The 25,295-nt window shown below is 61.0% G+C and carries 20 protein-coding genes; 16 read left to right on the top strand and 4 right to left on the bottom strand.

Translation table 11 applies throughout. The features are described 5' to 3' along the window. The first annotated feature begins 359 nt into the window (after nucleotides 1–359). The 6 genes from typA to AWB64_RS11565 all read left to right on the top strand — a co-directional run bounded on the left by typA (nucleotide 360) and on the right by AWB64_RS11565 (nucleotide 10,315). On the top strand, nucleotides 360–2,186 hold the full coding sequence (gene typA, locus AWB64_RS11590; protein ID WP_060818999.1) for a translational GTPase TypA: 1,827 nt from the start codon (nucleotides 360–362) through the stop codon (nucleotides 2,184–2,186). Between the two features lie 300 nt (nucleotides 2,187–2,486). Next, nucleotides 2,487–5,345, top strand: a complete 2,859-nt coding sequence (locus AWB64_RS11585) for a 2-oxoglutarate dehydrogenase E1 component (protein WP_060818997.1) — start codon at nucleotides 2,487–2,489, stop codon at nucleotides 5,343–5,345. 214 nt (nucleotides 5,346–5,559) lie between these two features. Next, entirely contained in the window at nucleotides 5,560–6,873 is a 1,314-nt protein-coding gene (gene odhB, locus AWB64_RS11580) for a 2-oxoglutarate dehydrogenase complex dihydrolipoyllysine-residue succinyltransferase (protein WP_060818995.1), read from the top strand. A gap of 128 nt (nucleotides 6,874–7,001) precedes the next feature. After that, on the top strand, nucleotides 7,002–8,432 hold the full coding sequence (gene lpdA, locus AWB64_RS11575; protein ID WP_060818993.1) for a dihydrolipoyl dehydrogenase: 1,431 nt from the start codon (nucleotides 7,002–7,004) through the stop codon (nucleotides 8,430–8,432). 144 nt (nucleotides 8,433–8,576) lie between these two features. Beyond that, entirely contained in the window at nucleotides 8,577–9,674 is a 1,098-nt protein-coding gene (gene zapE / locus AWB64_RS11570) for a cell division protein ZapE (RefSeq protein ID WP_060818991.1), read from the top strand. Nucleotides 9,675–9,838: 164 nt separating this feature from the next. After that, on the top strand, nucleotides 9,839–10,315 hold the full coding sequence (locus AWB64_RS11565) for a transposase (RefSeq protein ID WP_075643277.1): 477 nt from the start codon (nucleotides 9,839–9,841) through the stop codon (nucleotides 10,313–10,315). A 100-nt stretch (nucleotides 10,316–10,415) separates the two neighbouring features. Here the strand turns inward: AWB64_RS11565 and AWB64_RS11560 are convergent, their stop codons facing one another. The 4 genes from AWB64_RS11560 to AWB64_RS11550 all read right to left on the bottom strand — a co-directional run bounded on the left by AWB64_RS11560 (nucleotide 10,416) and on the right by AWB64_RS11550 (nucleotide 14,802). Continuing rightward, nucleotides 10,416–10,889: a DUF2147 domain-containing protein gene (locus tag AWB64_RS11560; RefSeq protein WP_060818989.1), complete on the bottom strand. Its 474-nt coding sequence runs from the start codon at nucleotides 10,887–10,889 to the stop codon at nucleotides 10,416–10,418. 150 nt (nucleotides 10,890–11,039) lie between these two features. Further along, nucleotides 11,040–12,743, bottom strand: coding sequence for a ShlB/FhaC/HecB family hemolysin secretion/activation protein (locus tag AWB64_RS11555; RefSeq protein ID WP_075643276.1), 1,704 nt, complete (start codon nucleotides 12,741–12,743; stop codon nucleotides 11,040–11,042). 45 nt (nucleotides 12,744–12,788) lie between these two features. Further along, complete coding sequence (locus tag AWB64_RS32540) at nucleotides 12,789–12,917, bottom strand: hypothetical protein (protein WP_279616255.1); 129 nt, start codon at nucleotides 12,915–12,917, stop codon at nucleotides 12,789–12,791. Between the two features lie 199 nt (nucleotides 12,918–13,116). Continuing rightward, on the bottom strand, nucleotides 13,117–14,802 hold the full coding sequence (locus AWB64_RS11550) for a collagen-like triple helix repeat-containing protein (RefSeq protein ID WP_060818987.1): 1,686 nt from the start codon (nucleotides 14,800–14,802) through the stop codon (nucleotides 13,117–13,119). Nucleotides 14,803–15,572: 770 nt separating this feature from the next. Here AWB64_RS11550 and AWB64_RS30870 point away from each other — a divergent pair. The 10 genes from AWB64_RS30870 to AWB64_RS11505 all read left to right on the top strand — a co-directional run bounded on the left by AWB64_RS30870 (nucleotide 15,573) and on the right by AWB64_RS11505 (nucleotide 25,289). Then, a complete protein-coding gene (locus AWB64_RS30870; RefSeq protein WP_075643275.1) occupies nucleotides 15,573–15,740 on the top strand; it encodes a Flp family type IVb pilin in 168 nt (55 codons plus the stop codon). 228 nt (nucleotides 15,741–15,968) lie between these two features. Next, nucleotides 15,969–16,478 carry an A24 family peptidase gene (locus AWB64_RS11545; RefSeq protein WP_244164036.1) on the top strand — a complete coding sequence of 170 codons (510 nt, stop codon included), beginning with the start codon at nucleotides 15,969–15,971 and terminating at the stop codon, nucleotides 16,476–16,478. A gap of 11 nt (nucleotides 16,479–16,489) precedes the next feature. After that, complete coding sequence (locus tag AWB64_RS11540; protein WP_060819241.1) at nucleotides 16,490–16,981, top strand: TadE/TadG family type IV pilus assembly protein; 492 nt, start codon at nucleotides 16,490–16,492, stop codon at nucleotides 16,979–16,981. Nucleotides 16,982–17,013: 32 nt separating this feature from the next. Then, a complete protein-coding gene (gene cpaB, locus AWB64_RS11535) occupies nucleotides 17,014–17,979 on the top strand; it encodes a Flp pilus assembly protein CpaB (protein WP_060818983.1) in 966 nt (321 codons plus the stop codon). Nucleotides 17,980–18,125: 146 nt separating this feature from the next. Further along, nucleotides 18,126–19,562: a type II and III secretion system protein family protein gene (locus AWB64_RS11530; RefSeq protein WP_082850457.1), complete on the top strand. Its 1,437-nt coding sequence runs from the start codon at nucleotides 18,126–18,128 to the stop codon at nucleotides 19,560–19,562. Between the two features lie 63 nt (nucleotides 19,563–19,625). Beyond that, nucleotides 19,626–20,957 carry a CpaE/TadZ family protein gene (locus AWB64_RS11525; RefSeq protein ID WP_060818979.1) on the top strand — a complete coding sequence of 444 codons (1,332 nt, stop codon included), beginning with the start codon at nucleotides 19,626–19,628 and terminating at the stop codon, nucleotides 20,955–20,957. A 3-nt stretch (nucleotides 20,958–20,960) separates the two neighbouring features. Beyond that, nucleotides 20,961–22,328: a TadA family conjugal transfer-associated ATPase gene (locus AWB64_RS11520; RefSeq protein WP_060818977.1), complete on the top strand. Its 1,368-nt coding sequence runs from the start codon at nucleotides 20,961–20,963 to the stop codon at nucleotides 22,326–22,328. Continuing rightward, on the top strand, nucleotides 22,321–23,337 hold the full coding sequence (locus tag AWB64_RS11515; RefSeq protein WP_060818975.1) for a type II secretion system F family protein: 1,017 nt from the start codon (nucleotides 22,321–22,323) through the stop codon (nucleotides 23,335–23,337). The genes AWB64_RS11520 and AWB64_RS11515 overlap by 8 nt, the downstream gene beginning before the upstream one ends. 2 nt (nucleotides 23,338–23,339) lie before the next feature. Continuing rightward, entirely contained in the window at nucleotides 23,340–24,344 is a 1,005-nt protein-coding gene (locus AWB64_RS11510) for a type II secretion system F family protein (protein ID WP_060818973.1), read from the top strand. Between the two features lie 30 nt (nucleotides 24,345–24,374). Beyond that, the gene (locus AWB64_RS11505) at nucleotides 24,375–25,289 is read left to right on the top strand and encodes a tetratricopeptide repeat protein (RefSeq protein ID WP_208603268.1); all 915 of its coding nucleotides are present in this window, start codon (nucleotides 24,375–24,377) and stop codon (nucleotides 25,287–25,289) included. The last annotated feature ends 6 nt before the right edge of the window (nucleotides 25,290–25,295 follow it).

Raw genomic sequence — 25,295 nt, 5'->3', positions numbered from 1 at the left:
GTACTTTCATGGTCTTCCTTGCTGCGAAGCGAAACGTGAGTTGTCGTTATTTTGAGATTGGATAATGTTGGGCGAGGCCCCGGCAGCACGCCCTGACAGGGCTTTCCACCTGTCCCGATATAGGAAACTGGTCCGAAAACGCTTCCGGGTTATGTCCTATTGCACAGCAGTGAGGAACAGGACACGTCCGCGTGCTACAATCTTCGGTTCCCATCGCGCCGAGTGCGGGGAAGTGGACTGACATCAAGGATTTCGCAGGAGATTCCGAAGCTGCGGATTTCTCCAGGTGTTCGCTCCACGGCTAATAGCTAGCTTGCACCCACGGCGCTCAACTATATGTACAAGCTCCTCAAGCTCCTATGACCCGCGCCCTTCGCAACATCGCCATCATTGCCCACGTCGACCACGGCAAGACCACGCTCGTCGACCAATTGCTCCGCCAGACCGCCACGTTCCGAGAGAACCAGGCCGTAGTCGAGCGCGTGATGGACTCGAACGACATCGAAAAGGAACGCGGCATTACCATCCTTTCGAAGAACTGCGCGGTCGAGTACGAAGGCACGCACATCAATATTGTGGATACGCCGGGACACGCCGACTTCGGCGGCGAAGTGGAACGCGTGCTGTCCATGGTCGACTCGGTGCTGCTGCTGGTGGACGCCGTTGAAGGCCCGATGCCGCAAACGCGGTTCGTAACGAAAAAGGCGCTGGCGCTGGGCCTCAAGCCTATCGTGGTGATCAACAAGGTCGACCGGCCCGGCGCGCGGATCGACTGGGTCATCAACCAGACTTTCGACTTGTTCGACAAGCTTGGCGCCACCGACGAACAACTCGACTTCCCGATTGTTTATGCATCGGGGCTGAATGGTTATGCAGGATTGACGCCGGACGTGCGCGAAGGCGACATGCGCCCGCTGTTCGACGCGGTTCTGGAGCACGTTCCGGTCCGCCCGGCTGATCCGGAAGCGCCGCTGCAACTGCAGATTACATCGCTGGATTATTCGTCCTACGTGGGCCGTATCGGCGTGGGCCGGATCACACGGGGCCGGATCAAGCCGGGCATGTCGGTGGCCGTGCGCTCGGGTCCGGACGGCGCGATCCTGAACCGCAAGATCAACCAGGTGCTGTCGTTCAAGGGCCTGGAGCGCGTACAGGTCGAATCGGCTGAAGCCGGCGACATCGTGCTGATCAACGGTATTGAAGAAATCGGCATTGGCGTGACCATCTGCGCGCCGGACGTTCCGGAAGCGCTGCCCATGATTACCGTGGACGAACCCACGCTGACCATGAACTTCCTCGTGAATTCCTCGCCGCTGGCGGGACGCGAAGGCAAGTTCGTCACGAGCCGTCAGATCCGCGACCGCCTGATGAAGGAACTGAACCACAACGTGGCGTTGCGCGTGAAGGAAACCGGCGACGAAACCACGTTCGAAGTGTCAGGCCGGGGCGAACTGCATTTGACCATTCTCGTGGAAAACATGCGTCGTGAAGGTTACGAACTCGCCGTGTCGCGTCCGCGCGTGGTGATGACGGAAGTCGACGGCGTCAAGCACGAGCCATACGAAAACCTGACCGTCGACATGGAAGATGCGAACCAGGGCGGCGTGATGGAAGAACTGGGCCGCCGCAAGGGCGAAATGCTTGACATGGCGTCGGACGGCCGTGGCCGCACGCGTCTTGAATACCGCATTTCGGCGCGCGGACTGATCGGCTTCCAGTCGGAATTCCTGACGCTGACGCGTGGCACGGGCTTGATGAGCCACACGTTCGACTCGTATCAGCCGGTGAAGGAAGGCGGCGTGGGCGAGCGCCGCAACGGCGTGCTGATTTCGCAGGACGATGGCGCAGCCGTTGCCTACGCGTTGTGGAAGCTGCAGGACCGCGGCCGCATGTTCGTTTCGCCGGGTGAGCCGCTGTACGAAGGCATGATCATCGGCATTCACAGCCGCGACAACGACCTGGTCGTGAACCCGATCAAGGGCAAGCAACTGACCAACGTGCGTTCGTCAGGTACGGACGAAGCGGTGCGTCTGGTGCCGCCGATCCAGATGTCGCTGGAATATGCGGTCGAGTTTATTGACGACGACGAACTGGTCGAAGTCACGCCGCAATCCATTCGCCTGCGCAAGCGTTATCTGAAAGAACATGAGCGTCGTAGCGCCAGCCGCAAGGGCGCTGTGGACTGATTCACGTCAGTTTTGCATCAAGAAAAAGCCACCCGCGGGTGGCTTTTTTGTTGCGCCGCGTGTTTTGAGCATATGTCCCTTATTCGCGAAAGGTGCCCGAAAGCCCGCCAGACAAGCGTCCGGGCCGCGACCATCGGCGCGTGGACTTAATGATCTGTGCTATGCTAGCGGATGCATTGCCAGTTTTAGGTCCTTCCAAGCAGACTTGATTCGCGCAATCCGCTAAACGGTCAGGCCGTGTTGCGGAAGGTTGAGTAACCCGCTATTTCTCGAGAAACTCGAAGAAAGGTGAGCGTAAAAATGATGAAGCAATCCCAGCTGAACTCCTATTTGTTCGGCGGTAATGCCCCATACGTCGAAGAACAGTACGAGGCATATCTCGATAATCCCGCGTCAGTGCCCGAGACCTGGCGTACCTATTTCGATGCACTGCAAAACGTGCCTGCATCGGATGGGTCGAATCACAACGACGTGGCCCACGGCCCGATCGTGGAGTCGTTCGCTCAGCGAGCGAAATCGAACGGCTTCGTGCCGCGCGAAAGCAGTGCTGATCTGGCGACCGCGCGCAAACAGGTCTTCGTTCAGTCGCTGATCGGCGCATACCGCTTCCTCGGCTCACAATGGGCCAACCTCGATCCGCTCAAGCGCCGTGAGCGCCCGGCCATTCCCGAACTCGAACCTGCGTTCTACGACTTCACCGAAGCCGACATGGACCAGACGTTCCATGCACAGAACCTGTATTTCGGGAACGAGCAGGCGTCGCTGCGTGAGATCGTGAAGGCATTGCGCGACACGTACTGCGGCACGATTGGCGCCGAGTTCATGTACATCAGCGACCCGGAACAGAAGCGCTGGTGGAAGGAACGGCTCGAATCGATCCGCTCCACGCCGGATTTCTCCGGCGACAAGAAAAAGCACATCCTTCAGCGCCTGACGGCAGCCGAAGGGCTCGAGCGTTTCCTGCACACCAAATATGTCGGCCAGAAGCGCTTTTCGCTGGAAGGCGGCGAAAGCTTCATTGCGTCAATGGACGAAGTCGTTCGCCATGCAGGCGCCGCGGGCGTTCAGGAAATCATCATCGGCATGGCTCACCGTGGGCGCTTGAACGTCCTGGTGAACACGCTCGGCAAGATGCCGGCTGATCTCTTCGCCGAATTCGAAGGCAAGCATGTCGATGACCTTCCCGCCGGTGACGTGAAGTACCACAAGGGTTTCTCGTCGGACGTCTCGACCGACGGCGGCCCGGTCCACCTGTCGCTCGCGTTCAACCCGTCGCACCTCGAAATCGTGAACCCGGTGGTCGAAGGGTCGGCAAAGGCGCGCATGGATCGTCGCGGCGACGTCGACGGCCTGCAAGTGCTGCCGGTCCAGATTCACGGCGACGCGGCGTTTGCCGGCCAGGGCGTGGTCATGGAAACGCTGAACCTCGCGCAAACGCGCGGTTACGGCACGCACGGCACGCTGCATATTGTCATCAACAACCAGATCGGCTTCACGACGTCCGACCCGCGCGACGCGCGCTCGACGCTGTATTGCTCGGACGTGGCGAAGATGATCGAAGCGCCGGTGCTGCACGTGAACGGCGACGATCCGGAAGCGGTCGTGCTGTGCACGCAGTTGGCTATCGACTACCGCATGCAGTTTCACAAGGACGTGGTTGTCGACATCATCTGTTTCCGCAAGCTGGGTCACAACGAGCAGGACACGCCGGCGGTGACGCAGCCGCTGATGTACAAGACCATCGCGAAACATCCGGGTACGCGCGCGCTGTACGCTGAAAAGCTCGTGCAGCAAGGCGTGATCACCGCGGAAGACGCCGATAATTACGTGAAGGCGTATCGCCAGGCAATGGACGACGGGCATCACACGGTCGATCCGGTGCTCTCGAACTACAAGAGCAAGTACGCGGTGGACTGGGTTCCGTTCCTGAACCGCAAGTGGACGGACGCCGCTGACACGGCAGTTCCGCTGGCCGAACTGAAGCGCCTGGCCGAGCGCATCACCACGATCCCGGAAAACTTCAAGGTGCATCCGCTGGTCGAGCGCGTGATCAACGACCGCCGTGCAATGGGCCGTGGCGAAGCGAAGCTCGACTGGGGCATGGGCGAGCATCTCGCGTATGCGTCGCTGGTGGCGTCGGGTTATGCCGTGCGTCTCACGGGCCAGGATTCGGGCCGTGGCACGTTCACGCACCGTCACGCTGTGCTGCACGATCAAAACCGCGAACGCTGGAACGACGGTACGTACATTCCGCTGCAGAACATTGCCGATGGTCAGGCGAAGTTCACGGTGATCGATTCGGTATTGTCGGAAGAAGCGGTGCTCGGTTTCGAGTACGGTTATTCGACGGCCGAGCCGAATACGCTGGTTGCATGGGAAGCGCAATTCGGTGACTTCGTGAATGGCGCGCAGGTTGTGATCGACCAGTTCATCTCGTCGGGCGAAGTGAAGTGGGGCCGTGTTTCAGGTCTCACCATGCTGTTGCCGCACGGCTATGAAGGGCAGGGTCCGGAGCATTCGTCGGCGCGTATCGAACGGTTCCTGCAGCTTTGCGCGGATCACAACATGCAAGTGGTGCAGCCGACCACGCCGGCGCAAATCTTCCACCTGCTGCGCCGTCAGATGATCCGCTTGTTCCGGAAGCCGCTGATTGTCGCCACGCCGAAGTCGCTGCTGCGCCATAAGGAAGCAGTGTCGGACCTGTCGGAACTGGCGAAGGGTTCGTTCCAGCCGATCATCGGCGAAACGGACGATGCAATCGAGCCGAAGAAGGTCAAGCGCGTGATCGTGTGTTCGGGCCGTGTGTATTACGACCTGATCGCGCATCGCCGCGAAGCGAAGGCGAACGATGTCGCCATCGTTCGTATCGAGCAGTTGTATCCGTTTGCCCACAAGCAATTCGACGCGGAAATCAAGAAATACGAACACGCGACCGAAGTGGTCTGGGTACAGGACGAGCCGCAGAACCAGGGTGCCTGGTTCTACATCGAGCATCATCTGCGCGAAGGCATGCGTGAAGGACAGAAGCTGGCTTACAGCGGCCGTCCGGCATCGGCATCCCCGGCAGTCGGCTATTACGCGAAGCACTACGAGCAGCTCAAGGCGCTGATCGAAGGCGCGTTCGGCCGGTTGAAGGGCGCACAGACCATCTCGAAGTAAGCGGCTGTGACCGGGGAGCGTCCTTTTAACGGCTCCCCGGTTTTTCATGCGCTGTCCTGTGATTCGATTCGGAACGTGGAATGCACAAGCAGCGCTCGCCGCAAGTTGGATGCGCGCTGCATTCATACGCTCTGGTTACTCAAGAATTGATGGCGTCGAATTCACTTATTGCCAATGATGGCGCCGTACCCAGATACATTCAGGAAAAAACATAATGTCTATTGTAGAAGTCAAGGTTCCCCAGCTTTCTGAGTCCGTGTCGGAAGGCACCATGTTGTCGTGGAAGAAGAAGCCGGGCGAGGCAGTTGCCATCGACGAAATCCTCATTGAAATCGAAACCGACAAGGTCGTGCTGGAAGTGCCGGCACCGGCTGCGGGCGTGCTCGCGCAAGTCATCAAGCATGACGGCGACGTGGTCGGCGCGGAAGAAGTGATCGCAATGATCGATACGGAAGCAAAGGCCGGCGACGCACCGGTGGCAGCCGCGGCTGGCGACGCCGAGGTGAAACCGGCTCCGGCCGCGCAACCGCAACAGGAAGCTGCGCCGGCTGTGGCGAGCGCTTCGGCGAGCGCTTCGGCATCCAACACGTCCGCTTCCCCGTCGGCTGCGAAGATTCTGGCCGAGAAGAATGTATCGAGCGATCAGGTCTCGGGCTCGGGTCGCGATGGCCGCGTCACGAAGGGCGACGCACTCGCCGCCACGCAAGGTGCGCCGGCTGTTGCCGCTGCGTCTGCGCCGGCTGCAAAGGCTCCCGCCAAGGCTCCGGCTGCCGCTAAGCCGTCCCTGCCGGACGTGAAGGCGCCGGGTGCTGACCAGTGGCTCAAGGATCGTCCGGAGCAGCGCGTGCCGATGTCGCGTTTGCGCGCGCGTATTGCCGAGCGTCTGCTCGAGTCGCAGCAAACCAACGCCATTCTGACCACGTTCAACGAAGTGAACATGGCGCCGGTGATGGACCTGCGCAACAAGTACAAGGACCGTTTCGAGAAGGAACATGGCGTGAAGCTCGGCTTCATGTCGTTCTTCGTGAAGGCCGCCGTGCATGCGCTGAAAAAATTCCCGCTGGTGAACGCGTCTATCGACGGGAATGACATCGTCTATCACGGTTACTTCGACATTGGCATTGCCGTGGGTTCGCCGCGTGGTCTCGTGGTGCCGATCCTGCGCAACGCCGATCAACTGAGCCTGGCCGATATCGAGAAGAAGATCGCCGAATTCGGTGCGAAGGCGCGGGACGGCAAGCTGTCGATCGAGGAAATGACGGGCGGTACGTTCTCGATCTCGAATGGCGGCGTGTTCGGCTCCATGTTGTCGACGCCGATCATCAACCCGCCGCAATCGGCCATTCTCGGCGTGCACGCAACGAAGGAACGCGCTGTGGTCGAGAACGGCCAGATCGTGATTCGCCCGATGAACTATCTGGCGCTCTCCTACGATCACCGGATCATCGACGGCCGCGAAGCGGTGTTGTCGCTGGTGGCGATGAAGGATGCGCTGGAAGATCCGGCCCGCTTGCTGCTGGACCTGTGATCCTTGCGGTTGCCCTCGGGGTTGCCCTCGAGGTAACCCTTTTAATCAAGCATTAAGACCTTATTTAGGACTCGTGGCACGCTCGATAGACTCGGGCGCGCCATGTATCCAACAAGAGAAGGATAGTCATGTCCAAAGAATTTGATGTCGTCGTGATTGGTGCAGGTCCTGGCGGTTACATTGCGGCGATTCGTGCAGCGCAACTCGGCAAGTCGGTCGCGTGCATCGAAAGCTGGAAGAACCCGGCCGGCAACCTGAAGCTCGGCGGCACATGCCTGAACGTGGGCTGTATTCCGTCGAAGGCGCTGCTGGCTTCGTCGGAAGAATTTGAAAACGTGTCGCATCATCTCGGCGATCACGGTATCAACGTGGGCGACGTGAAACTCGATATCTCCAATATGCTCGCCCGCAAGGACGGCATTGTCGAGAAGATGACGAAGGGTATCGAGTTCCTGTTCCGCAAGAACAAGATCACGTGGCTCAAGGGTCATGGCAAGTTCACCGGCAAGACGGACGCAGGCGTGCAGATTGAAGTGAGCGGCGAAGCGGAAACGGAAACCGTGACGGCGAAGAACGTGATCATCGCCACGGGATCGAAGGCGCGTCACCTGCCGGCCATTCCTGTCGACAACAAGATCGTATCGGATAACGAAGGCGCGCTGTCCTTCGATTCGGTGCCGAAGAAGCTGGCTGTGATCGGCGCCGGCGTGATCGGTCTGGAGCTCGGTTCGGTATGGCGTCGCCTGGGCGCCAGCGTGACGGTGCTCGAAGCGTTGCCCGCGTTCCTCGGCGCATGTGACGAATCGCTCTCGAAGGAAGCCGCGAAGCAGTTCAAGAAGCAAGGTCTCGACATTCATCTCGGCGTGAAGATCGGCGAAGTGAAGACGACGGATTCGAGTGTCTCGGTGGCCTACACGGACAAGGACGGCAACGCGCAAACGCTCGATGCCGACCGGTTGATCGTATCGATTGGCCGTGTGCCGAACACGGACAATCTCGGTCTGGAAGCAATCGGTCTCAAGACGGACGAACGCGGTTTTGTTCCCGTCGACGATCACTGCGCGACGAGCGTGCCGAACGTGTACGCGATCGGCGACGTGGTGCGCGGCCCCATGCTCGCGCACAAGGCGGAAGATGAAGGCGTGCTGGTGGCCGAGATCATCGACGGCCAGAAGCCGCACATCGACTACAACTGCATTCCTTGGGTGATCTATACCGAGCCGGAAATTGCGTGGGTCGGCAAGACCGAGCAGCAGTTGAAGGCGGAAGGCCGCGAGATCAAGACTGGCCAGTTCCCGATGATGGCCAATGGCCGGGCGCTCGGTATCGGCAAGGCTGACGGTTTCGTGAAGATGATCGCCGATGCGAAGACCGACGAACTGCTCGGCTGCCACATCATCGCGGCGAATGCGTCGGACCTGATCGCGGAAGCGGTGGTCGCGATGGAGTTCAAGGCGGCGTCGGAAGATATCGGCCGGATCTGCCATCCGCACCCGTCGTTGTCCGAAGTGATGCGCGAAGCCGCGCTCGCCGTCGACAAACGCGCGCTCAACATGTAATTGCAGCAGGGTCGAGCAGCATGACGAAGGCGGGCGGGAGTTATCCCGCTCGCCTTTGTTTTTATCGGCTGCTTCCAGCTTGCTTATTTGCTCATTCATTTGGCTCAGTCAGGGTTTCCACCCGGGCTTCAAAACCCTCGCACCATGAACGTCAACGAATACTACGAACACGAATTGCAGACGCGGGGCTATCAGTCGGACGCGGCGCAGCTCGCAGCGGTCGAACGCCTGCAGCGCTGCTACGACGAGTGGGTCGCGTATAAGGCGCGCCGCTCGAATGCGTTCAAGAAGCTGATTTCACACCCGGAGTTGCCGCGCGGCGTGTACATGTGGGGCGGCGTGGGGCGCGGCAAGAGCTTCCTGATGGACAGCTTCTATGCGGTCGTGCCGGTGCAGCGCAAGACGCGCCTGCACTTTCACGAGTTCATGAGGGAAGTGCATCGCGAGCTGGAAGAACTGAAGGGCATGGCCGATCCGCTCGATGAACTCGCGCGGCGCGTCGCGAAGCGCTACCGCCTGATTTGCTTCGACGAGTTTCACGTGTCGGATATTGCCGACGCGATGATTCTGTACCGGTTGCTCGACCGCCTGTTTGGCGCAGGCGTGCAGTTCGTGATGACATCGAATTACGATCCCGACTTGCTGTATCCGGACGGTTTGCATCGTGATCGTTTGCTGCCTGCCATCGAACTGATCAAGTCGAAGCTTGACGTCATCAACGTCGATGCCGGCACGGACTATCGCCGCCGCACGCTGTCGCAAGTAAAGGCGTATCACACGCCGCTCGGCGCCGCCGCGGATAAAGCATTGCGCGCTGACTTCGCCAAGCTTGCTGCGGTGCCTGACGAGAGTCCGATCCTGCGCATCGAGAAACGTGAACTGAAGGCGCTGCGTAAAGCCGACGGCGTTGTCTGGTTCGACTTCGCCACGCTCTGCGGCGGTCCGAGATCGCAGAACGACTACCTTGAGCTGGCAAGCCGTTTTCACGCCGTCATTCTCTCCGAAGTTCCGAAGATGTCGCCGCGCAATGCGTCGGAGGCGCGCCGCTTCACGTGGTTGATCGACGTGTTCTATGACCACAAGGTGAAGCTCCTGATGTCGGCCGAAGTGCCGGCCGAGGAGCTTTACGTGGAAGGACCGATGGCCAATGAATTCGCGCGCACTGTGTCGCGGATCACGGAGATGCAGTCGAAGGAATATCTGGAGTCCGAACGGCGGCTGGTGGATACGTCGCTGACCTGAAAGCGCTGGCCGAAAGGACAATTGACAATGCGAGACTCATAATTTCGCCGTCAGGTTAGTGCTGCAAGGGTTTGGGCGCTATTTCAAGATTCGGACATGTCTGATACCGGGGTTTTGGGCGGATGGGTATCGTCTGATCACTTACTTGTGATTGGAGAAAAACCATGAAGCCTTACCGCGATATGTCCGACGAAGAATGGCAAATGGTCGCGCCGTTGCTGCCGGAATTGCGTCCCCGTTCGGAGTTGCGCGGCCGGCCGCTCGCCAACACCCGCGCCGTGCTCAACGGCGTGCTGTGGGTGATGTATAGCGGCGCTTCATGGTCCACCTTGCCGCGCAAATATCCTTCGTATCAGACGTGTCATCGCCGCTTCAAGGCGTGGCATGACTCGGGTGTGCTGGCGCGCGTGATGCTCCAGTTGTTCGGCTCCGCTGGTGAAGGTTTGTATTCGCTGATGACATCGCGTATGCGCGTGCCGACCGAACTGCCCGAAGGTTTTGGCGATCACGGCGTTGCGCACGCAAGCAGCACGTCGGTGAATGGCGATGTGCGTCCGGTATTCGTGCCTATGGCGCCGTCGCCTGGTCCTGCGCCTGCGGCGTCCGGAGACCATGCTGGCGGTTCGCGCCGCGCTGCCTGATGCGTATTTGACGCCGCGCGAGGGAAGCGCGAAGCAAAAAAACCGGCTGCAGATTCTGGTCTGCAGCCGGTTTTTTTATGCATCGAACCTGCGTAAAGGCTTATTGCTGCCTGATCCACGTTTGCGAGCGTCCGAGCAGCGAAACGCCAATGTATCCGCGTACCACGAGCTTCTGGCCGTCCTCGTCCAGATGCATCCTGCACTTATAAAGCTTGCCGTTTTCCGGGTCGAGAATCCGCCCGCCATCCCACGCGTCGCCATCCGGTTTCATGCCTTCGATGATCGTCATGCCCTTCAGCAATTGATCCTTGCGTGAATCTGTACAGGCCGTGCATCGGCGAGTCGGGTCGTTGTTGTTGCCGATCCCCTCCAGAATTTTCCCGGAAAGCGTGCCGTCGCTATCCTGCACGATTTGAACGACGGCTTTGGGCTGGCCGGTTTTATCGTCGATGGTCTGCCAGAGTCCAGCCGGCGACGCAGCCTGCGCAAGCGTGCTCGCGGCCGAAGCGAGCAGGGCGCTCGCTACCAGGATGTGTCTGAATTGCCGCTGCGCGCGCTGGGTCATACTCGTCATGCTTCCTCCTGGAGGTGAAACGTCTCTTGATTGTATTTACCGATGTTGGGCGGACAGAATACGTCAAAGCATCAAGGACGTTTGATAGGATTTCCTCTAGTAGGTTCGTGGCGGGCAGGCATGGCTATCGCGCAACCAAGCGGGTTTTGGTCAATTGAACTGGTAGGAGAACGTCGCGTTCACGCGCGGGCTGCGCGAACCGTTGCCTTCCACCGGGGCATCGCCAACAGGCTTCGCAAGGGATAAATCCAGGCTGTAGTACTTTGCATCCGACACGCGAAAACCCACGCCGACCGACGCCAGCCTGCCTGGCTTCGCGGCGCCGCCGTGCAGGTAGACGTGAGCCGTATCGACGGAAACGTAGGGCGTGAAAGTCTTCATGAACGCAAGCCCGATGGCGAACGGCCGGTTCACTTCCGCCGAAGCACCCCAGCCCGAGTCGCCCGATACCTCGCCCGGCTGGTAGCCAAGCGCAAAGCGTTGTCCGCCAAACGCAATCTGCTCCGATGTCGGTAACGAATCCGGACTGTACTGTCCGGTCGCGGCGATCGTCGTGCCGATCTTGTACGGCCATTCGTTGGCTTGCGAGATCGTGGCTCCGGTGCGCACGAAGGTGAGCGAGACCGGGTTGGCCGTGACCACGCCGGGAATGTTGGTTTCGGCGGTCTTCGATGCACCCAGTACGTTCAACGCTTTCGCCACGTTGATACTCGCACGCCGCACGGTGCCGGTATCCGTGCCGGTGTAGTCGAGCTGCAGCGTCGTTACACGAACCTGCGAACGCTGGCCGAGCTGTGCGCCCGTGATGGTGTTCTTGAAACGGTCCTCATCATGGGAAGCATAGGCGCCGGCCGTACCAGTCAGGCTGCGCGTATTGCTCAAAATGAACGGATACGACACCGACAACCCGGCCTTGTCGTTCACCACAGTGCGTTCAACGAAGGCAGGTAAGCCCGGGTTATCGACAGGATGACCGTAGTAATGCGAAGCATCGGCACGGGCGGTGAAGCCATCGGTTCCAATCGGCAATGCGCCGTTGATCGCGAAGTAGGTTTGATCGTTGCGGCCCTTTGGCAGCAACGCCGAAACGCCGACCGTTTCGCCCTGACCCAGCACGCTGTTTTCGGTCGCGCTCACGATGCCTTGCAAGCCTGGGTGATTCAGATCGATACCCGTCGCGAAGTTGAACGGTTTGCGCTCGACATCGAGTTCGAGCAGGGTTGCGCCGTCCGTGGTCTGCGGGGGCGCGACCGTCGCCGCGATCTTCACGCCGGGCGTCAAGCCGAGCACGTTGACGTAGCGCTCGAAGGTATCCTGCTTCAATGGGCGATCGGCGCGAATCCGGTCGGCGACCGCACGAATGCGCTTTTCGGCGCTGCCGGGCTCGCCTTTGATCTTGATGTCGGCGACATAGCCTTCCACTACGGTGATGCGCACGATGCCGTTGTCGAAGGTTTGCGCGGGCACGAAGGCGAAAGAGAGTGCGTAGCCGCGTTCCTTGTAGAGCGCGGTCACGCCGTTCGCGGTTTCCATCAATTCGCCGATGGTGACGTCGTGGCCGACGAGCGGCGCGAAGCGTTGGGCGATCTCATCGAAGGGAACGGTTTTTACACCTTCGATCTGGATCTTCTGCGGCGTCAGATGGCGTGCAAGCAATTCCTGTATTTGAGGCGTTTGCGTCTGGACATCGACAGTGACGGGCGGCGGTTTTTGTGGCGCGTTCACTTGCGGCAGTGCATCGAGCGGATTGCCCGCCACCGATGGACGCGCGACCTGCCCGCTGGTCTGCGCCTGGGCGGCGTGCGCCGTCACCGCCGCGGCCAGCAGCGTCCATTTCCATTCCTTGATCTTCACGGTACGGCCCTCGTTGGCTTTTTTTCGTGCGAACTGCGAGAAGACTTATGGATCGAAGAGATCCGGCGTCTTGCCGCGTTCGTCATCGTTTGCTGCTGATGCAATTGCAACGTTCTGTATTACGGCTCTTGGCGCTTTAACTTCTGTTTTATCTGCTTTGCTGACGATATACATCAGAGCAGCGGGCGGGTATCTTCTCGTCGTTCTTGTGTCCGGCGCGCGCCGTCTGGCCGGACGGGTTGCATCGAGAGACCGTGCTTTGTCCAGCTTGGATGAGACGGGGCATGGAGGAACGTATGGACACCTACCTTTTCGCCACGGACCGCTCGCTGGGAAAGGCGATTGTCCGTGGCTCGCGCGAAGCGTCCGCAGCTTATTTGTTGTGTGCGCCGAGCAATCCGCCCAGCAGCGTAGTCACACCGCCCACCGGATTGGCTGGCGAGCTCCCCGATGTCGTGCCCGGAGCGCTCGATAGACCCACGCCGACCCCCACGCCTACGCCCGCAGTGGTTGTCCGTGTGCCCGCACGCAACGCGCCCGTCACGCCACCGACAAGACCCGTCACCGGCGCGAGCAGGTTGCCTGGCGCAGCCGATCCGTTGCCCGAAGTCGCGCTTGTCAGGGCGCTTGTGGCTCCGCCCGCGGCACTTGCCACTGGCGTAGCGACGCCTGTGGCAACCGTGCCAACGGTGTTCGTCAAGCTGCCGACGAGACCCGTGACGGGAGCCAACGCGCCTGCTGCACCGCCGCCACCCGCACCACCCGCATTAGCCACATTACCCAGGCCGCTGCTTACGCCGCTTACGAGCGATGCAACCGGTGCAAGCGGTCCCGCCGCTCCCGATGTGGCGCCAAGACTCGCCACCGTGGCCGTCAGTCCTCCAACAAGGCCGCTCACCGGAGCCAGCGGACTTCCCACGCCGCCCGCGCCGCCGACTGTGCCCGTCAGGCCCGACAGGATACCGTTGACCGGTGACAGCGGGTTCGAACCCGGCGTGCCGTGGACGAGACCGCCGGCCGACGCTAGCGTCGTTCCGGTACTGGACACCACGCCACCCAGGCCGCTGGCAAGCGGATTGTTCCCCGTCGATGCCATCGCCTGACCTGCCGAATTCAGCGTACCGCCAAGCGTGGTGAGCACATTGTTGACCGGCGCGCCGAGACCCGTGGCCGAGCCGACTGTTTGCGTGAGCGAACCGGCCATCGTGGTGATCGGGGTGATCAGCGTGCTGACACCTTGCGTGACCTGGCTGACAGCGCCGGTCGACAATGTAGTGCCGAGTGCGCCACCGAGCTGCGTGACAGCGCCGCCCACGCCGCTCACCAAGTTGCCGGCTGGCGTTGTTATTGGTGCGAGCGGGGACAATGGGCCGGCGCCGATGCTCGTTACCAGATCGCCTGCACTCGTGACCGCGGCGCCCGTCTGCTGAACGACGTTGCCGGTGCTGGCGAGCGTCGTGCCGACCGGATTCGCGCTTGATCCTATCTGACCGAGACCTTGCGATACGCCGGCGCCGAGTGCGCCCACCGCGCCACCAAGATTCGATACAACATTGCCAGACGCTTGAGTCGTGGAGGGGTTTATGCCCGGAACGTTGGCGTTGCCCACGACGGAGCCGAGACCGGACACTGTATTGCCCACCGCCGATACCAGGTTGCCTGCGTTTGCAGCGACGCCCGCAACGGGTGTCACGGCCGGCGTGCCACCGCCGGTTCCGCCGCCACCTGCACCCCCGCTTGTTCCGCCACCGCCTGTTCCGCCAGCACCCGCACCGCCAGCACCCGCACCGCCGCCACCGGCGACGGTGTCGCCTCCCGATCCCGAACCGCCGCCGCCTGAACCTGAACCCCTGCCGCCGCCTGACCCCGTACCGCCGCCGGCTGAGGTGGTTCCATCGCCTCCGGTGGTCGGGATTGCCCCGGAACCTGCGCCCGTGCTGCCAAGCTGTTTGCTGGTTGAACCTGAACCGCCGCATGCGCTGAGCGTCAACGAGGCTGCAACAGCGGCGGCGAGAAGGGTGACGCGAAACGCGCCCTTGTGATTGTGTGCGGTCTTCATAACGCCCTCGGATGGTATTTAGTTTTGTGCTTTCGAACTGCCATCGTGTCATTGCAGGACGCGTGCCATTTTTAATGGACGGGTGCAAGATGCTTTGAAGATTGCTGGGGTTAATCAGACAGCGCAAGGCGTGGTCTGGCTTTGGCGGCAGACAAGCAGAGTTTGCGGAGATATGTCGTGTTCGCAATGAGCGCTCACGTAACGTAACGCGTACTCCATGCCGTTACGAACAAGCGGGTAACACCGGTTGTTGAGAATGCTGAAAGCAGCTTCTTCAAGCGTGTCGTTTTTCCTAGAACGATTGCACTAGAAGATGCATATAAAGTCGACGCCAATTCGTCCGTTAACTAAATAGTGAGCCACGCAAAGGTTTGGACTCGAAAACATGATCGCTAAAACGCGGGGCAGGCGATGACACAGAATTTGACGATTGAAGCCAAGTCTTTGAACGGATGCGCTGTCGCTGCGCAAAGCTTACGGATCACGGGTAACAGCCGGCGAATTTATTGCGGCTTACCCGTTGATTTCGAGATAGCGTTCGGCTATAAATCGTTTCGTGGATGCATCAATTTACGTCCCGGCTGGTGGAGGCTACATCGAAAACGCACCTGGAACCTGAGAGAAGCGGCGAGTGAATCAGCGCGCAAAGACGTGCAACAAGGCACACGGATAGAGGACTGCGGGAAAGAGAGAACCCGTTGACTTCGAGTCCACGAAAATGCCGGATCATTTGTCGAAATGACCATTAAAAAATATCCGAGGGAAGCATCATGTTTAATCACATCAGACTCTTCATCAAAGACGAACGCGGCGTCACCGCAATCGAATACGGCCTTATAGCGGGTATTATCGCGGTCGCCATTGTCGCGGCGGTAACCGCGCTCGGCGCAAATCTCACGGCAACTTTTGCATATATCGGCGGAATGCTGCCTCATTGAAGCAGGCTTCGGGTAGCCGATTGTGAGGCATCACTTCCTGCTCACATGACGGTTCTCACAGATACCGGCACTTCGCCCGTATCCGCGGGATTCCGTTTGTAATTGCAATTGCGCACATTACATATCTCCGGACGGCTGTCCGTTAGAACTGCTGCTCGTTAGTTTATTGATTCGCTCAAAAAGCAATCAATAAGGAACGCGTTCGCCTCGTGGAAGTGAGTTGATATCGTGATTAACGCCGCATTATTTATTTGCTGGTCGCTTGCGGTCGTTATATTCGATTGCGGGTTACGCCGAATACCCAACTGGCTTGTCATTGCGGGCCTCGCATGCGCCTGCGCGCTTGCGGCAAGCGGTTATTCTCCGTTTCACACGGACCTGGCCGATGCCGGACTCGGACTGGCGGCTGGATTCTTCGCGCTAATTCCTTTTTATGTGCTGGGCGTGATGGGCGCGGCCGACGTCAAGGTCTTCGCCGTGCTCGGTGCATGGTGCGGCGTGCGCGCATTGCCCTGGCTATGGATTGCCGCAAGCCTGGCTGCGGGTGTTTACGCGCTCTGGCTGATTGCGTCGTCGATGACCACGCACAATCGCAATACCTCACCTCAAGGGTCTCAAGCACCTTTGCGTTTCGTGACGTTCGTCATTGGCGGTCGCCGGACGACGCCCTACGCCGCAATGCTTGCGCTGGCCGCAATCGGAAGCTTTGCAATCAATGCGTTCGGAGTTGCACGGTGATCCCGCTCAAGATCAGTCGTCACGTCCGTGTTGCCGGGTGCGCGCACCGGCACAAGCCGCCGTTCGGGAATCAGCGCGGCAGTACAGCGGTGGAGTTCGCCATCGTATTCCCGGTTTTTTTCCTAATTTTCTACGCGATCGTCACATACAGCCTGATCTTCGTCGCGCAGCAGTCGCTCACGCTTGCAGCGTCGGAAGGGGCGCGCGCCGCGCTGAAGTTCCAGCCCAATGCGAACAGTGCGGCAAGCGCGCTCGCACTGCGCGCAAGCGCCGCCTGTTCCACGGCGACAGGACTCCTCAACTGGCTCGCGGCGACCACGCCATGCACGGCGACCTACGCGCCCTGTACGTTCGATGCATCGATGCAATGTGTCAACGTGGCGCTCAACTACAACTACGCGAGCCGGCCGTTGGTGCCCGTATTGCCGCTGATCGGACTACCTACCCCGGCAACGCTCAATGCGAGCGCCATGGTGCAACTGAACCCGGAGAACCTGTTTTGAGCGTCTCCTGATCTCGAAACGACCCATCACATATGGCCAATATCACGCGTATCCTCGCGGGCGGTCTGCTCGGACTTGCGGTGCTGCTCGGCATTTTCGCCTGGTCGCTCTCGCGCCGCGCACCGGCTCCCGTGCCAGCCGTCACGCAAGGGCAGGCGGGTTTCCCCGTCGTGATCGCCGCGCGGGATCTGCCTGCGGGCAAGCCTATCGAAGCGGATGCGTTGACCTTGCGGATGGCTGCGTTGCGAGGAGCAGGCGAGTTCGGCGACGCCGCCGCGTTGATCGGCCGCGTGCCGCTCATTCCGATTGCCGCCCACACAGCGCTTGCCGAAGCAAACCTTTCCACCGGACTCGCGGATACCATCGCACCCGGCGAACGGGCGGTCGCGGTGCGGGTCGATGAGGGCAACGCCGTGGGCAATCGCGTGCGGCCGGGCAATTTCGTCGATGTCTTCTTCATGCTCAAACGCGATATGGGCGGGGGCCCCGGCGCGCAGGCCGAGGTGTCGGCCACGCAGGCGCGGCTGTTGTTGTCGAGGGTCCGCGTGCTGAGTTTCGGCGACGCCACGCTGCCTGGTACGGCGGACAGCAGCGATGCGGCGGCGAACGCCACACGCGGGGCGAATACTGGAGCGGGCCCACGAACTGCGGTGCTCGCTGTGCGCACGACCGATATTGATGCCTTGACGCTCGCTGAAGGCGCCGGCCGTCTCGTGCTGGCGCTGCGCAATCCCACCGATAACGACATCACGGAACCGGTTGCCATGGCGCCACTGCTGAAATCGATCAGGATTGCCAATGAAACACGGGAAAGCGGGGCGGCGGGACTGTCGCTACAGATGCTGGCGGGGGCGGCAGGGACCCAACCGGGAAGACAGCAGCCGATCGCTCCACGATCATTGCCCAACCCGTCTGTTTCCAGAGTGCCGAAGGTTCAGGCGGCATCGAATGATCTGGAAGTGATTCGTGGATCGCGGAGGGAAAAGCTGACTTACTAATACCGCGCGCACGTCGTGCCAGAGGAAGTTCGGGCCATGCCACCGTGTGGCAACAACGCAGAATGCAGTCCATATATCAAATGAAGAAAACCAGGGATTCTGTTCGGGGACGGGTTGGATACCGCGTGCGGCGAGTGTTGTTTGCCATGCTGGCCCATCTATGCGTCTGCGCGTGCACCGACGTCGCGAACGCGAAAACCGTTCATGGCCCGGGTAACGGGTCTGGGCCGGAATCGGACCGGCTGGAAATCGCGGTCGGCGCGCAACGGCAGATAGCGCCTGGGCGCGCGTTGCAGCGGGTCGCGGTGGGGGATCCCAGCGTCGCCGATGTCCTTTGGCTCAAAAACAGCAGTGGAGGCGTCAGCGGCTTGTTGCTGATTGGAAAAAGCGCGGGCCGCACCGACGTGTTGCTGTGGGAAAAGGGCCGCGCACAACCGCGTACCTATACGATCCATGTCACCACGCAAGCTGCACGCGAGTTGCTCGGCGCCGGCACACCCACGGTCGATGTGCTTGGACGCACGGCCGCGGTTACCGGGTCGGCGGCGAACGTGGAGTCGCATCAGCGCGCACTCGCGGTAGCGCGTGACGCGCTCGGCAAGACCACGGCCGACGCGGACGACACAGCGGGTTCCAGCTCGAAAGGAGACGCCGGAAAACAGGACGGCGGATCGGCCAATGGAATCACGAGCGCAAGCGTCCTGGATGTATCCACGGTAGCGGTGAGCCCCGTGGTCCAGGTCGACGTGAAGGTGGTCGAGTTCAGCAAGTCCGTGCTCAAGGAGGCGGGCTTCAACCTTTTCAAGCAAAACAATGCGTTCGCATTCGGGACCTTCTCGCCTTCGTCGCTGACGTCTTACACAGGCGGCGCGACCACGAACCTGCAGGTTCAGTCCACGTCGCCGATCAGCAGTGCTTTCAATCTGATCGTGAACCTCGGGTCGCGCGGCATCTTCGCCAACCTGAGCTTGCTCGAGTCGAACAATCTGGCGCGCGTGCTGGCCGAGCCGACGCTCGTTGCGCTGTCCGGACAGAGCGCCAGCTTCCTTGCCGGCGGCGAAATTCCGGTGCCGGTGCCGCAGTCGCTGGGCACGATCAGTATCGTGTACAAGCCTTACGGGATTGGCTTGACGGTGACGCCGACAGTGCTCGGGCCGCAGCGCATTGCGCTAAAGGTCGCGCCTGAAGCGAGCCAGCTCGACTTCCAGCACGCGCTGACCATCAACGGTATTTCGGTGCCCGCGATTACCACGCGGCGCGCGGATACGACGGTCGAACTCGGCGATGGCGAGAGCTACGTAATCGGCGGCCTGATCGACCGCGAGACGATGTCGAACGTGGACAAGGTGCCGATGCTCGGCGATCTGCCGATCATCGGCGCGTTCTTCAAGACCTTGCAATACACGCAGAATGATCGCGAACTGGTGATCGTCGTCACACCGCATCTGGTCTCGCCGATCGCCAAAGGTGCGGCGTTGCCCGGTACGCCGGGCGAGCAGGCGGAGCAGCGCGATGGACCCGTATGGCGTTCGTTCCTGGGGGGCGTCGCGTCGAGCGATACGGCGCCGGGGTTTTCGAAATGATGAGCAACGGCAACGCGGGTGCACTGTGCCCGCCGCGCGCTGGCATGCGAGGAGATTCGGGCGATGAACGCGAGAGCTCTTTCCTTGACTGACCTGGAAACGCACGCGCCGCGAATGCGATTCCCTTGCGTCTGTGCAGATGCGGGACGACGCGCATGGCTCGCCCGCGCACTCCGGACGCTGGGTCAGATCGAACCTGCGCCGTTCGATCCGGTTGCGCTCGTGCCGAAGATTGCAGCGCTCGGCGCCAAGCTCGTGTTTATCGACTTCGGCCATGCGCCGCTCGAAGCACCGCAGGCAAGCGTTGAGAGCGCCACGGCAATGGCCGCCGCCGTGCGCGATGCATTCCCCGGATTCATCATCGTCGCGCTCGGGTCGTTGCAGCATTCGGACAGCGCGATTGCGGCATTGCGTGCCGGCGTGCGGGATTTTATCGATGTGGAGGGCAATCCTGAAGAAGCAGTACGGATCACGAAACAGTTGCTTGAGCAAGCGAGCCTTTCGACGCAAGCGCGACGCGCGCCCAATCGTCACGGCAAGATCACGGTGCTGCTCGGCGCACGCATTGGCGTTGGCGTGAGCACACTGGCCGCGAATCTCGCGGTCAGGCTGCAAAAGCGCGGTAACGCGGCTTCGCGGACGGCGGCATTGATCGACCTCGGCATTCCGGCCGCCGACAGTCTGGTTCTACTCGATACACACAGCGAGTTCAATTTCGTCGATGCCGTGCGCAATCTTCGCCGCTTCGATCAGACCTTCGTGCATACGGCGTTCGGCCGGCACACGAGCGGGCTTGCGCTGACCACGCTGCCGTCCGACCTCACGTTCATGCGCGAGGTCTCGTATGCGTCGGCGGTGAGTCTGCTGAACCGGTTGCGGACCTTTTTCGATCATCAGCTTGTAGACCTCGGCGGTTTCACGAACCTCGAATTCGTCAGCCAGATGGTGCGCGCAGCGGATGACGCGTGGCTCGTCTGCGATCCGAACGTGGCGTCGGCGGTATCGGCTGTGGAATTGCTCGAAGGCTTGCGCGAGCATGACATGCAGGCCGATACGCCGTCAAAGCTGAATCTGGTCGTGAACAAGTTCGACGACACGTTGCACTTCGGCGCGGGGCAGATTGCCGCGCGGCTCGGGTTGCCTTTGCTCGCAGTGCTTCCGGCGCGCGCGCAGGCGCTCGGGCGAGCCGTGAACCAGGGCAAGTTGCTCGCGGATATGGCCTTGCGCGATCCGTATGTACGCGCGCTCGATGCGCTGCTCGTGCGGCTTGGCAACGGTAACGCACCGGACGCGAGCGCATCGGGACCTGCGCCGGAGGACACAGTGCCCATTGCTTCCGCCGATGCGCAGAAGGGCGTCAAGCGGCTTCTTTCCACTTTCATAAAGCGGTCATAGACGATGGAAAAAGACATCGAATTCGCCGACGACGCCACTTCGTTTGCGCAGACGCAGCAGTTCCAGGACATCAAGAACGCGGCGCACGAGCATTTGCTCACGCGGATCGAGGAACTCGGCGCGGAATTCGGGCGATGGTCGCGTCAGGCGATCCAGCAATTCGTCGACCTGGAAATGGACGGTTTCGTGCGCTTGCGGCGCATCCCGCTGAACGAACGTGAAGTGCGTCTGGTCGCCGAGGCATTGACCAAGGAACTGGCGGGTTTCGGGCCGATCGAGGACCTGCTTGCCGACCCGGCCGTTGAAGACATCCTGATCAACGGCTTCGACGATGTTTATGTTTCACGTCACGGCATGCTCGCGAAGATACCGGTGCGCTTCGCCGACAACGCGCATTTGCTGCGCATCGTACGGCGCATTCTGGCGCCTGTCGGACGGCGGCTGGACGAATCGAATCCCATGGTCGACGCGCGCCTGCCGGATGGCGGCCGCCTCAACGTGGTGATCGAACCACTGTCGCTGGATGGACCGGTCGTATCGATACGGAAGTTTCGCCGCGATCCTTTACGCCCCGACGATTTGCTCGCCAACGGTACGTTCAGCCAGGAGATCTGCACGTTGCTCGACGCAGCGGTTGCGGCGCGCTGCAACGTACTGGTGTCCGGCGGAACGAGTTCAGGCAAGACATCCTTGCTCAATGCGCTCGCGTTCTTTATTCCGGAACACGAGCGCGTAGTGACGATCGAGGATACGGCGGAACTCTCGCTCAATCATCCGCATGTGGTGCGGCTGGAAAGCCGGCCTGGCGGCTTTGACGGCGCAGGCGTCGTGTCGATTCGCGACCTCCTGCGCAACACTTTGCGCATGCGTCCGGACAGGATCATCGTGGGCGAAGTTCGCGGTGGAGAAGTGCTCGAAATGCTGCAGGCGATGAACACGGGCCACGATGGTTCCATGGGCACCGTACATGCGAGTTCAGCGCGCGAATGTCTATACCGGCTGGAGATGCTGGCGGGGTTCGCCGGCTTCCAAGGGACGGAGTCGAGCTTGCGCCGTCAGATCGCGAACGCAATCGATTTCATCGTTCAGATCGGCCGGCTGTCGAATGGGCGACGCAGAATCCTGTCCGTGACGGAGGTGACGGGTCTCTCGGACAACATCGTCGCGACTCAGGAGCTATACCGATACGAACCCGTCTTGCTCGAAGGCGGCGAGGAGCAGGACAACTGGGTGTCGCTCGGCATTCATCCGAGTTCGCCGAAGCTGGCGAAGTATCGGCAAGCACTCGGCGGCGACATGCGCGAGCGCGAGGTATTCAACAACGATTTCGGCATTGGCTTCGGACGCCCGCGCGGGGGATTCAATGTCTAGCGCGGTCGCCATCGCCTTGATCGCCGCGTTGATCTGCACTGCGCTCGCGCTGCTGCTGTGGCAACGCGCCGAAGACACGCGCAACCGCACCATGACGGATCGGTTTGTCGGCCGGCGTGTCACGGCGGCGCACGGATCGGCCCCGGCGGAGAGCGCAACGCGTGGCGATGCGGCACACGTGCAGCGGCCGCGCGTCGACGCGCCTTCAACGATGCTGTCCCGCAGCCCGCCTCACGGCGTTCGCGAGTATCTGCGCAATCGGCGCGACCGGATGATGCACGCGTCAAGCAACCTGATGCGCCGCGCGGGCATTGCCAATCCGCGCGCGCTGTTACTGAGCGTGGGCACGTTGATTCTTGCAGTCGCCATGGCGATTGGCGCAAGGACACATTGGCTCGTGGGCGTGGGGTTCATCGTCTTCGGCGCACTCTGTCTTTATGCAGCGCTCTCATGGCGCGCGCAGAAACGCTATCAGCGTATTACACGGCAGTTGCCCGTTTTCCTCGATGGCATCGTGCGCCTGATCATCATCGGCAACAGCGTGCCGGCGGCATTCCAGGCCGCGCTCGCGACGACCGATGCGCCCTTGCGCGAGTGTCTCGATCGTGTGTCGCGCATGTTGCGCTCGGGCGTGGAAATCGATGCCGCGCTGAAGCATGTGTCGCAAATGTACCGGATCAGCGAACTGGAATTGATCGGCTCGGTGCTTCGCATATCGGTGCGTTATGGCGGCCGGTCCGACGTCATGCTCGATCGCATGGCCGGACTCATGCGCGACATGGAACAAGCCGAGCGCGAGTTGATTGCGCTTACAACCGAGACACGTTTGTCCTCGTGGGTGCTGGGCTTGCTGCCCGTTCTGGTAGGCGGTTTCGTGACTATCTCCAATCCGCGTTACTTCGCCGCGATGTGGGCCGACCCGCTCGGTCAACGCCTGGTATTCGTGGCGGCCGGTCTGCAGGCGCTCGGCGTTTTCCTGCTCTACTCGCTTGCCCGGTTGAAGGACTGAGCATGGATGTCGACACGCTATTTGCTGTGGCGCTGACGCTTGCATCCGCCGGATGCGCAGCGCTGGGGGCGCTTCTTTTCGCAGGTCTTGGCGCGAGACGTCGAGGCGTACGTACGCTCGATCACGCGCTTGATCAGCGTGCGGCACGCGCGGCTGCCGCTGCACGCGCCGCCATGCCAGAACCGATAGAAAGAAAGGATTCCAAAATATCGGAAGAAAGGAAAGATTCCAGGTCCACGCATTTGTCGCGCTTTGCCGATGCCTTCAATCGTAACGCTGCACGATGGCTGGATACGTCACTGGGAAAAACCGTTGTCGCGGACGAAGATCGCCGCATGCTGGAACGCTGTGGTTTTCTCGATGTCAGGGCGCGTGCGCGTTTCTTGGCGGCGCGCATCGGCTGCGCTGCGCTGTCGCCACTGCTGGTATTCGTTTGGCGCAGCGGTGAGCCACACCTTGCGATATGGGTGTTCTGTGCCTTTGCCGCCGGTTTCATGTCGCCGAAGTGGCTTTTGCAGAGGCGCGCGAAAGCGCGTCAGCGAGCGGTCGCGAGGGAGTTGCCCATGTTCGTCGACCTGTTGCGCCTGCTTCAGGGCGTGGGCTTGTCCCTCGATCAAACCCTGCAGGTCATGACCAGTGATTTTTCGACCGTGCTCCCCGTGATGTCCGGGGAACTGGCACTAGCGCAGCGGCAATTCAATACTGGGCGCACGCGTGAGCAGTCGTTGCACCGTCTTTCGAGCAGTTATGAAAACGACGACCTGACGGCGGTGATGCGTCTCGTGATCCAGGTGGACAAACACGGCGGCGCCGTGCAAGAACCGCTGCGCCAGTTTGGCGACCGGTTGCGCGAATCGCGCCGCGCGACGCTGCGTGAACGGATCGGCGCGCTCACCGTAAAGATGACCGGCGTGATGGTGCTGACATTGCTGCCAGCGCTTTTGATCGTGACGGCGGGGCCGGGGTTTATCGCCGTGTTTCATTCGCTGTCTTCCATGCACAAATGATATAGACGAAATGTTCGAGAGAGCCATGTCATGAAAACGACCGCAATCGAGCCGCGTGTGCGCGCTTTGACCCTGATCGCCGCCTGCGTTGCGTTGACCGCGCTGGCCGGCTGTGCATCGAAGATGGAGAGCGGCTATGGCGTAGGCATCCAGGCCGAGCGCGAGGCTGCGTTGCGCCAGTTGCAGCAGAAAGCGGACGCGCCCGATTCGCCCGGCATGTATCTCGCGCTGATCGACCGTATGCAGTCGCAGGGCTTGTTCTACGCGTCGCTCGCCCATATCGATGCCTATGAAAAGCAATATGGATCCACGCCCGATACGGTCTTGCTGCGCGCCGACGCATTGCGTCAGACAGACCAGGCGCAGGCGAGCGCGGCTGCTTATATGAAGCTCATGGACACACCGCTGGCGGCGCGTGGGTATCGTGGGATCGGGCTGCTTGCCGGAAGCGCGGGCGATTTCGCCAAGGCATCTGAATCGTTCGATACTGCTTCGCGCCTCCAGCCCACGGACGCGCTTACGCTGTCCGACCTCGCATACGCCCGCTTGCGTCTGGGCGATATCGCCGGGGCCCGCGTGCCGCTCATGAAGGCTGCGGAACTCGCGCAAGGCAACCTCAAGATCCTGAGCAACGTTGCGCTGTTTCTGCTGGTCGACGGGCAATCAGCCGCGGCGCAAGGACTGATTGCGCAGCAAAAATTCTCGCCGGAAGTCCAGCAGGCGATCCGTACGGACGCGCAGCGAATCAACGCCGCTGCCGGGCAAGCCTCGCGCGCGCGAGCCGCGACCGTTGCCGCCGCGACGACCGAGCGAGCGTACGTACCCGTGTCGCGCGCGCACCAGACCGTCGAATCGCTGCTTAACGCGCAATTGCCGCTAACCCAAACATTAGGTAATGAGGTATCCGAACGACCCGTTAAGCAAGCGCAAATGGTTGCGCGATAAGGAGAA

It is taken from the genome of Caballeronia sordidicola (assembly GCF_001544455.2).
GTDB classification, from domain to species: domain Bacteria; phylum Pseudomonadota; class Gammaproteobacteria; order Burkholderiales; family Burkholderiaceae; genus Caballeronia; species Caballeronia sordidicola.
The sequence above is the reverse complement of the archived record's forward strand: the minus strand, read 5'-3'. Positions and strand labels throughout refer to the sequence as shown.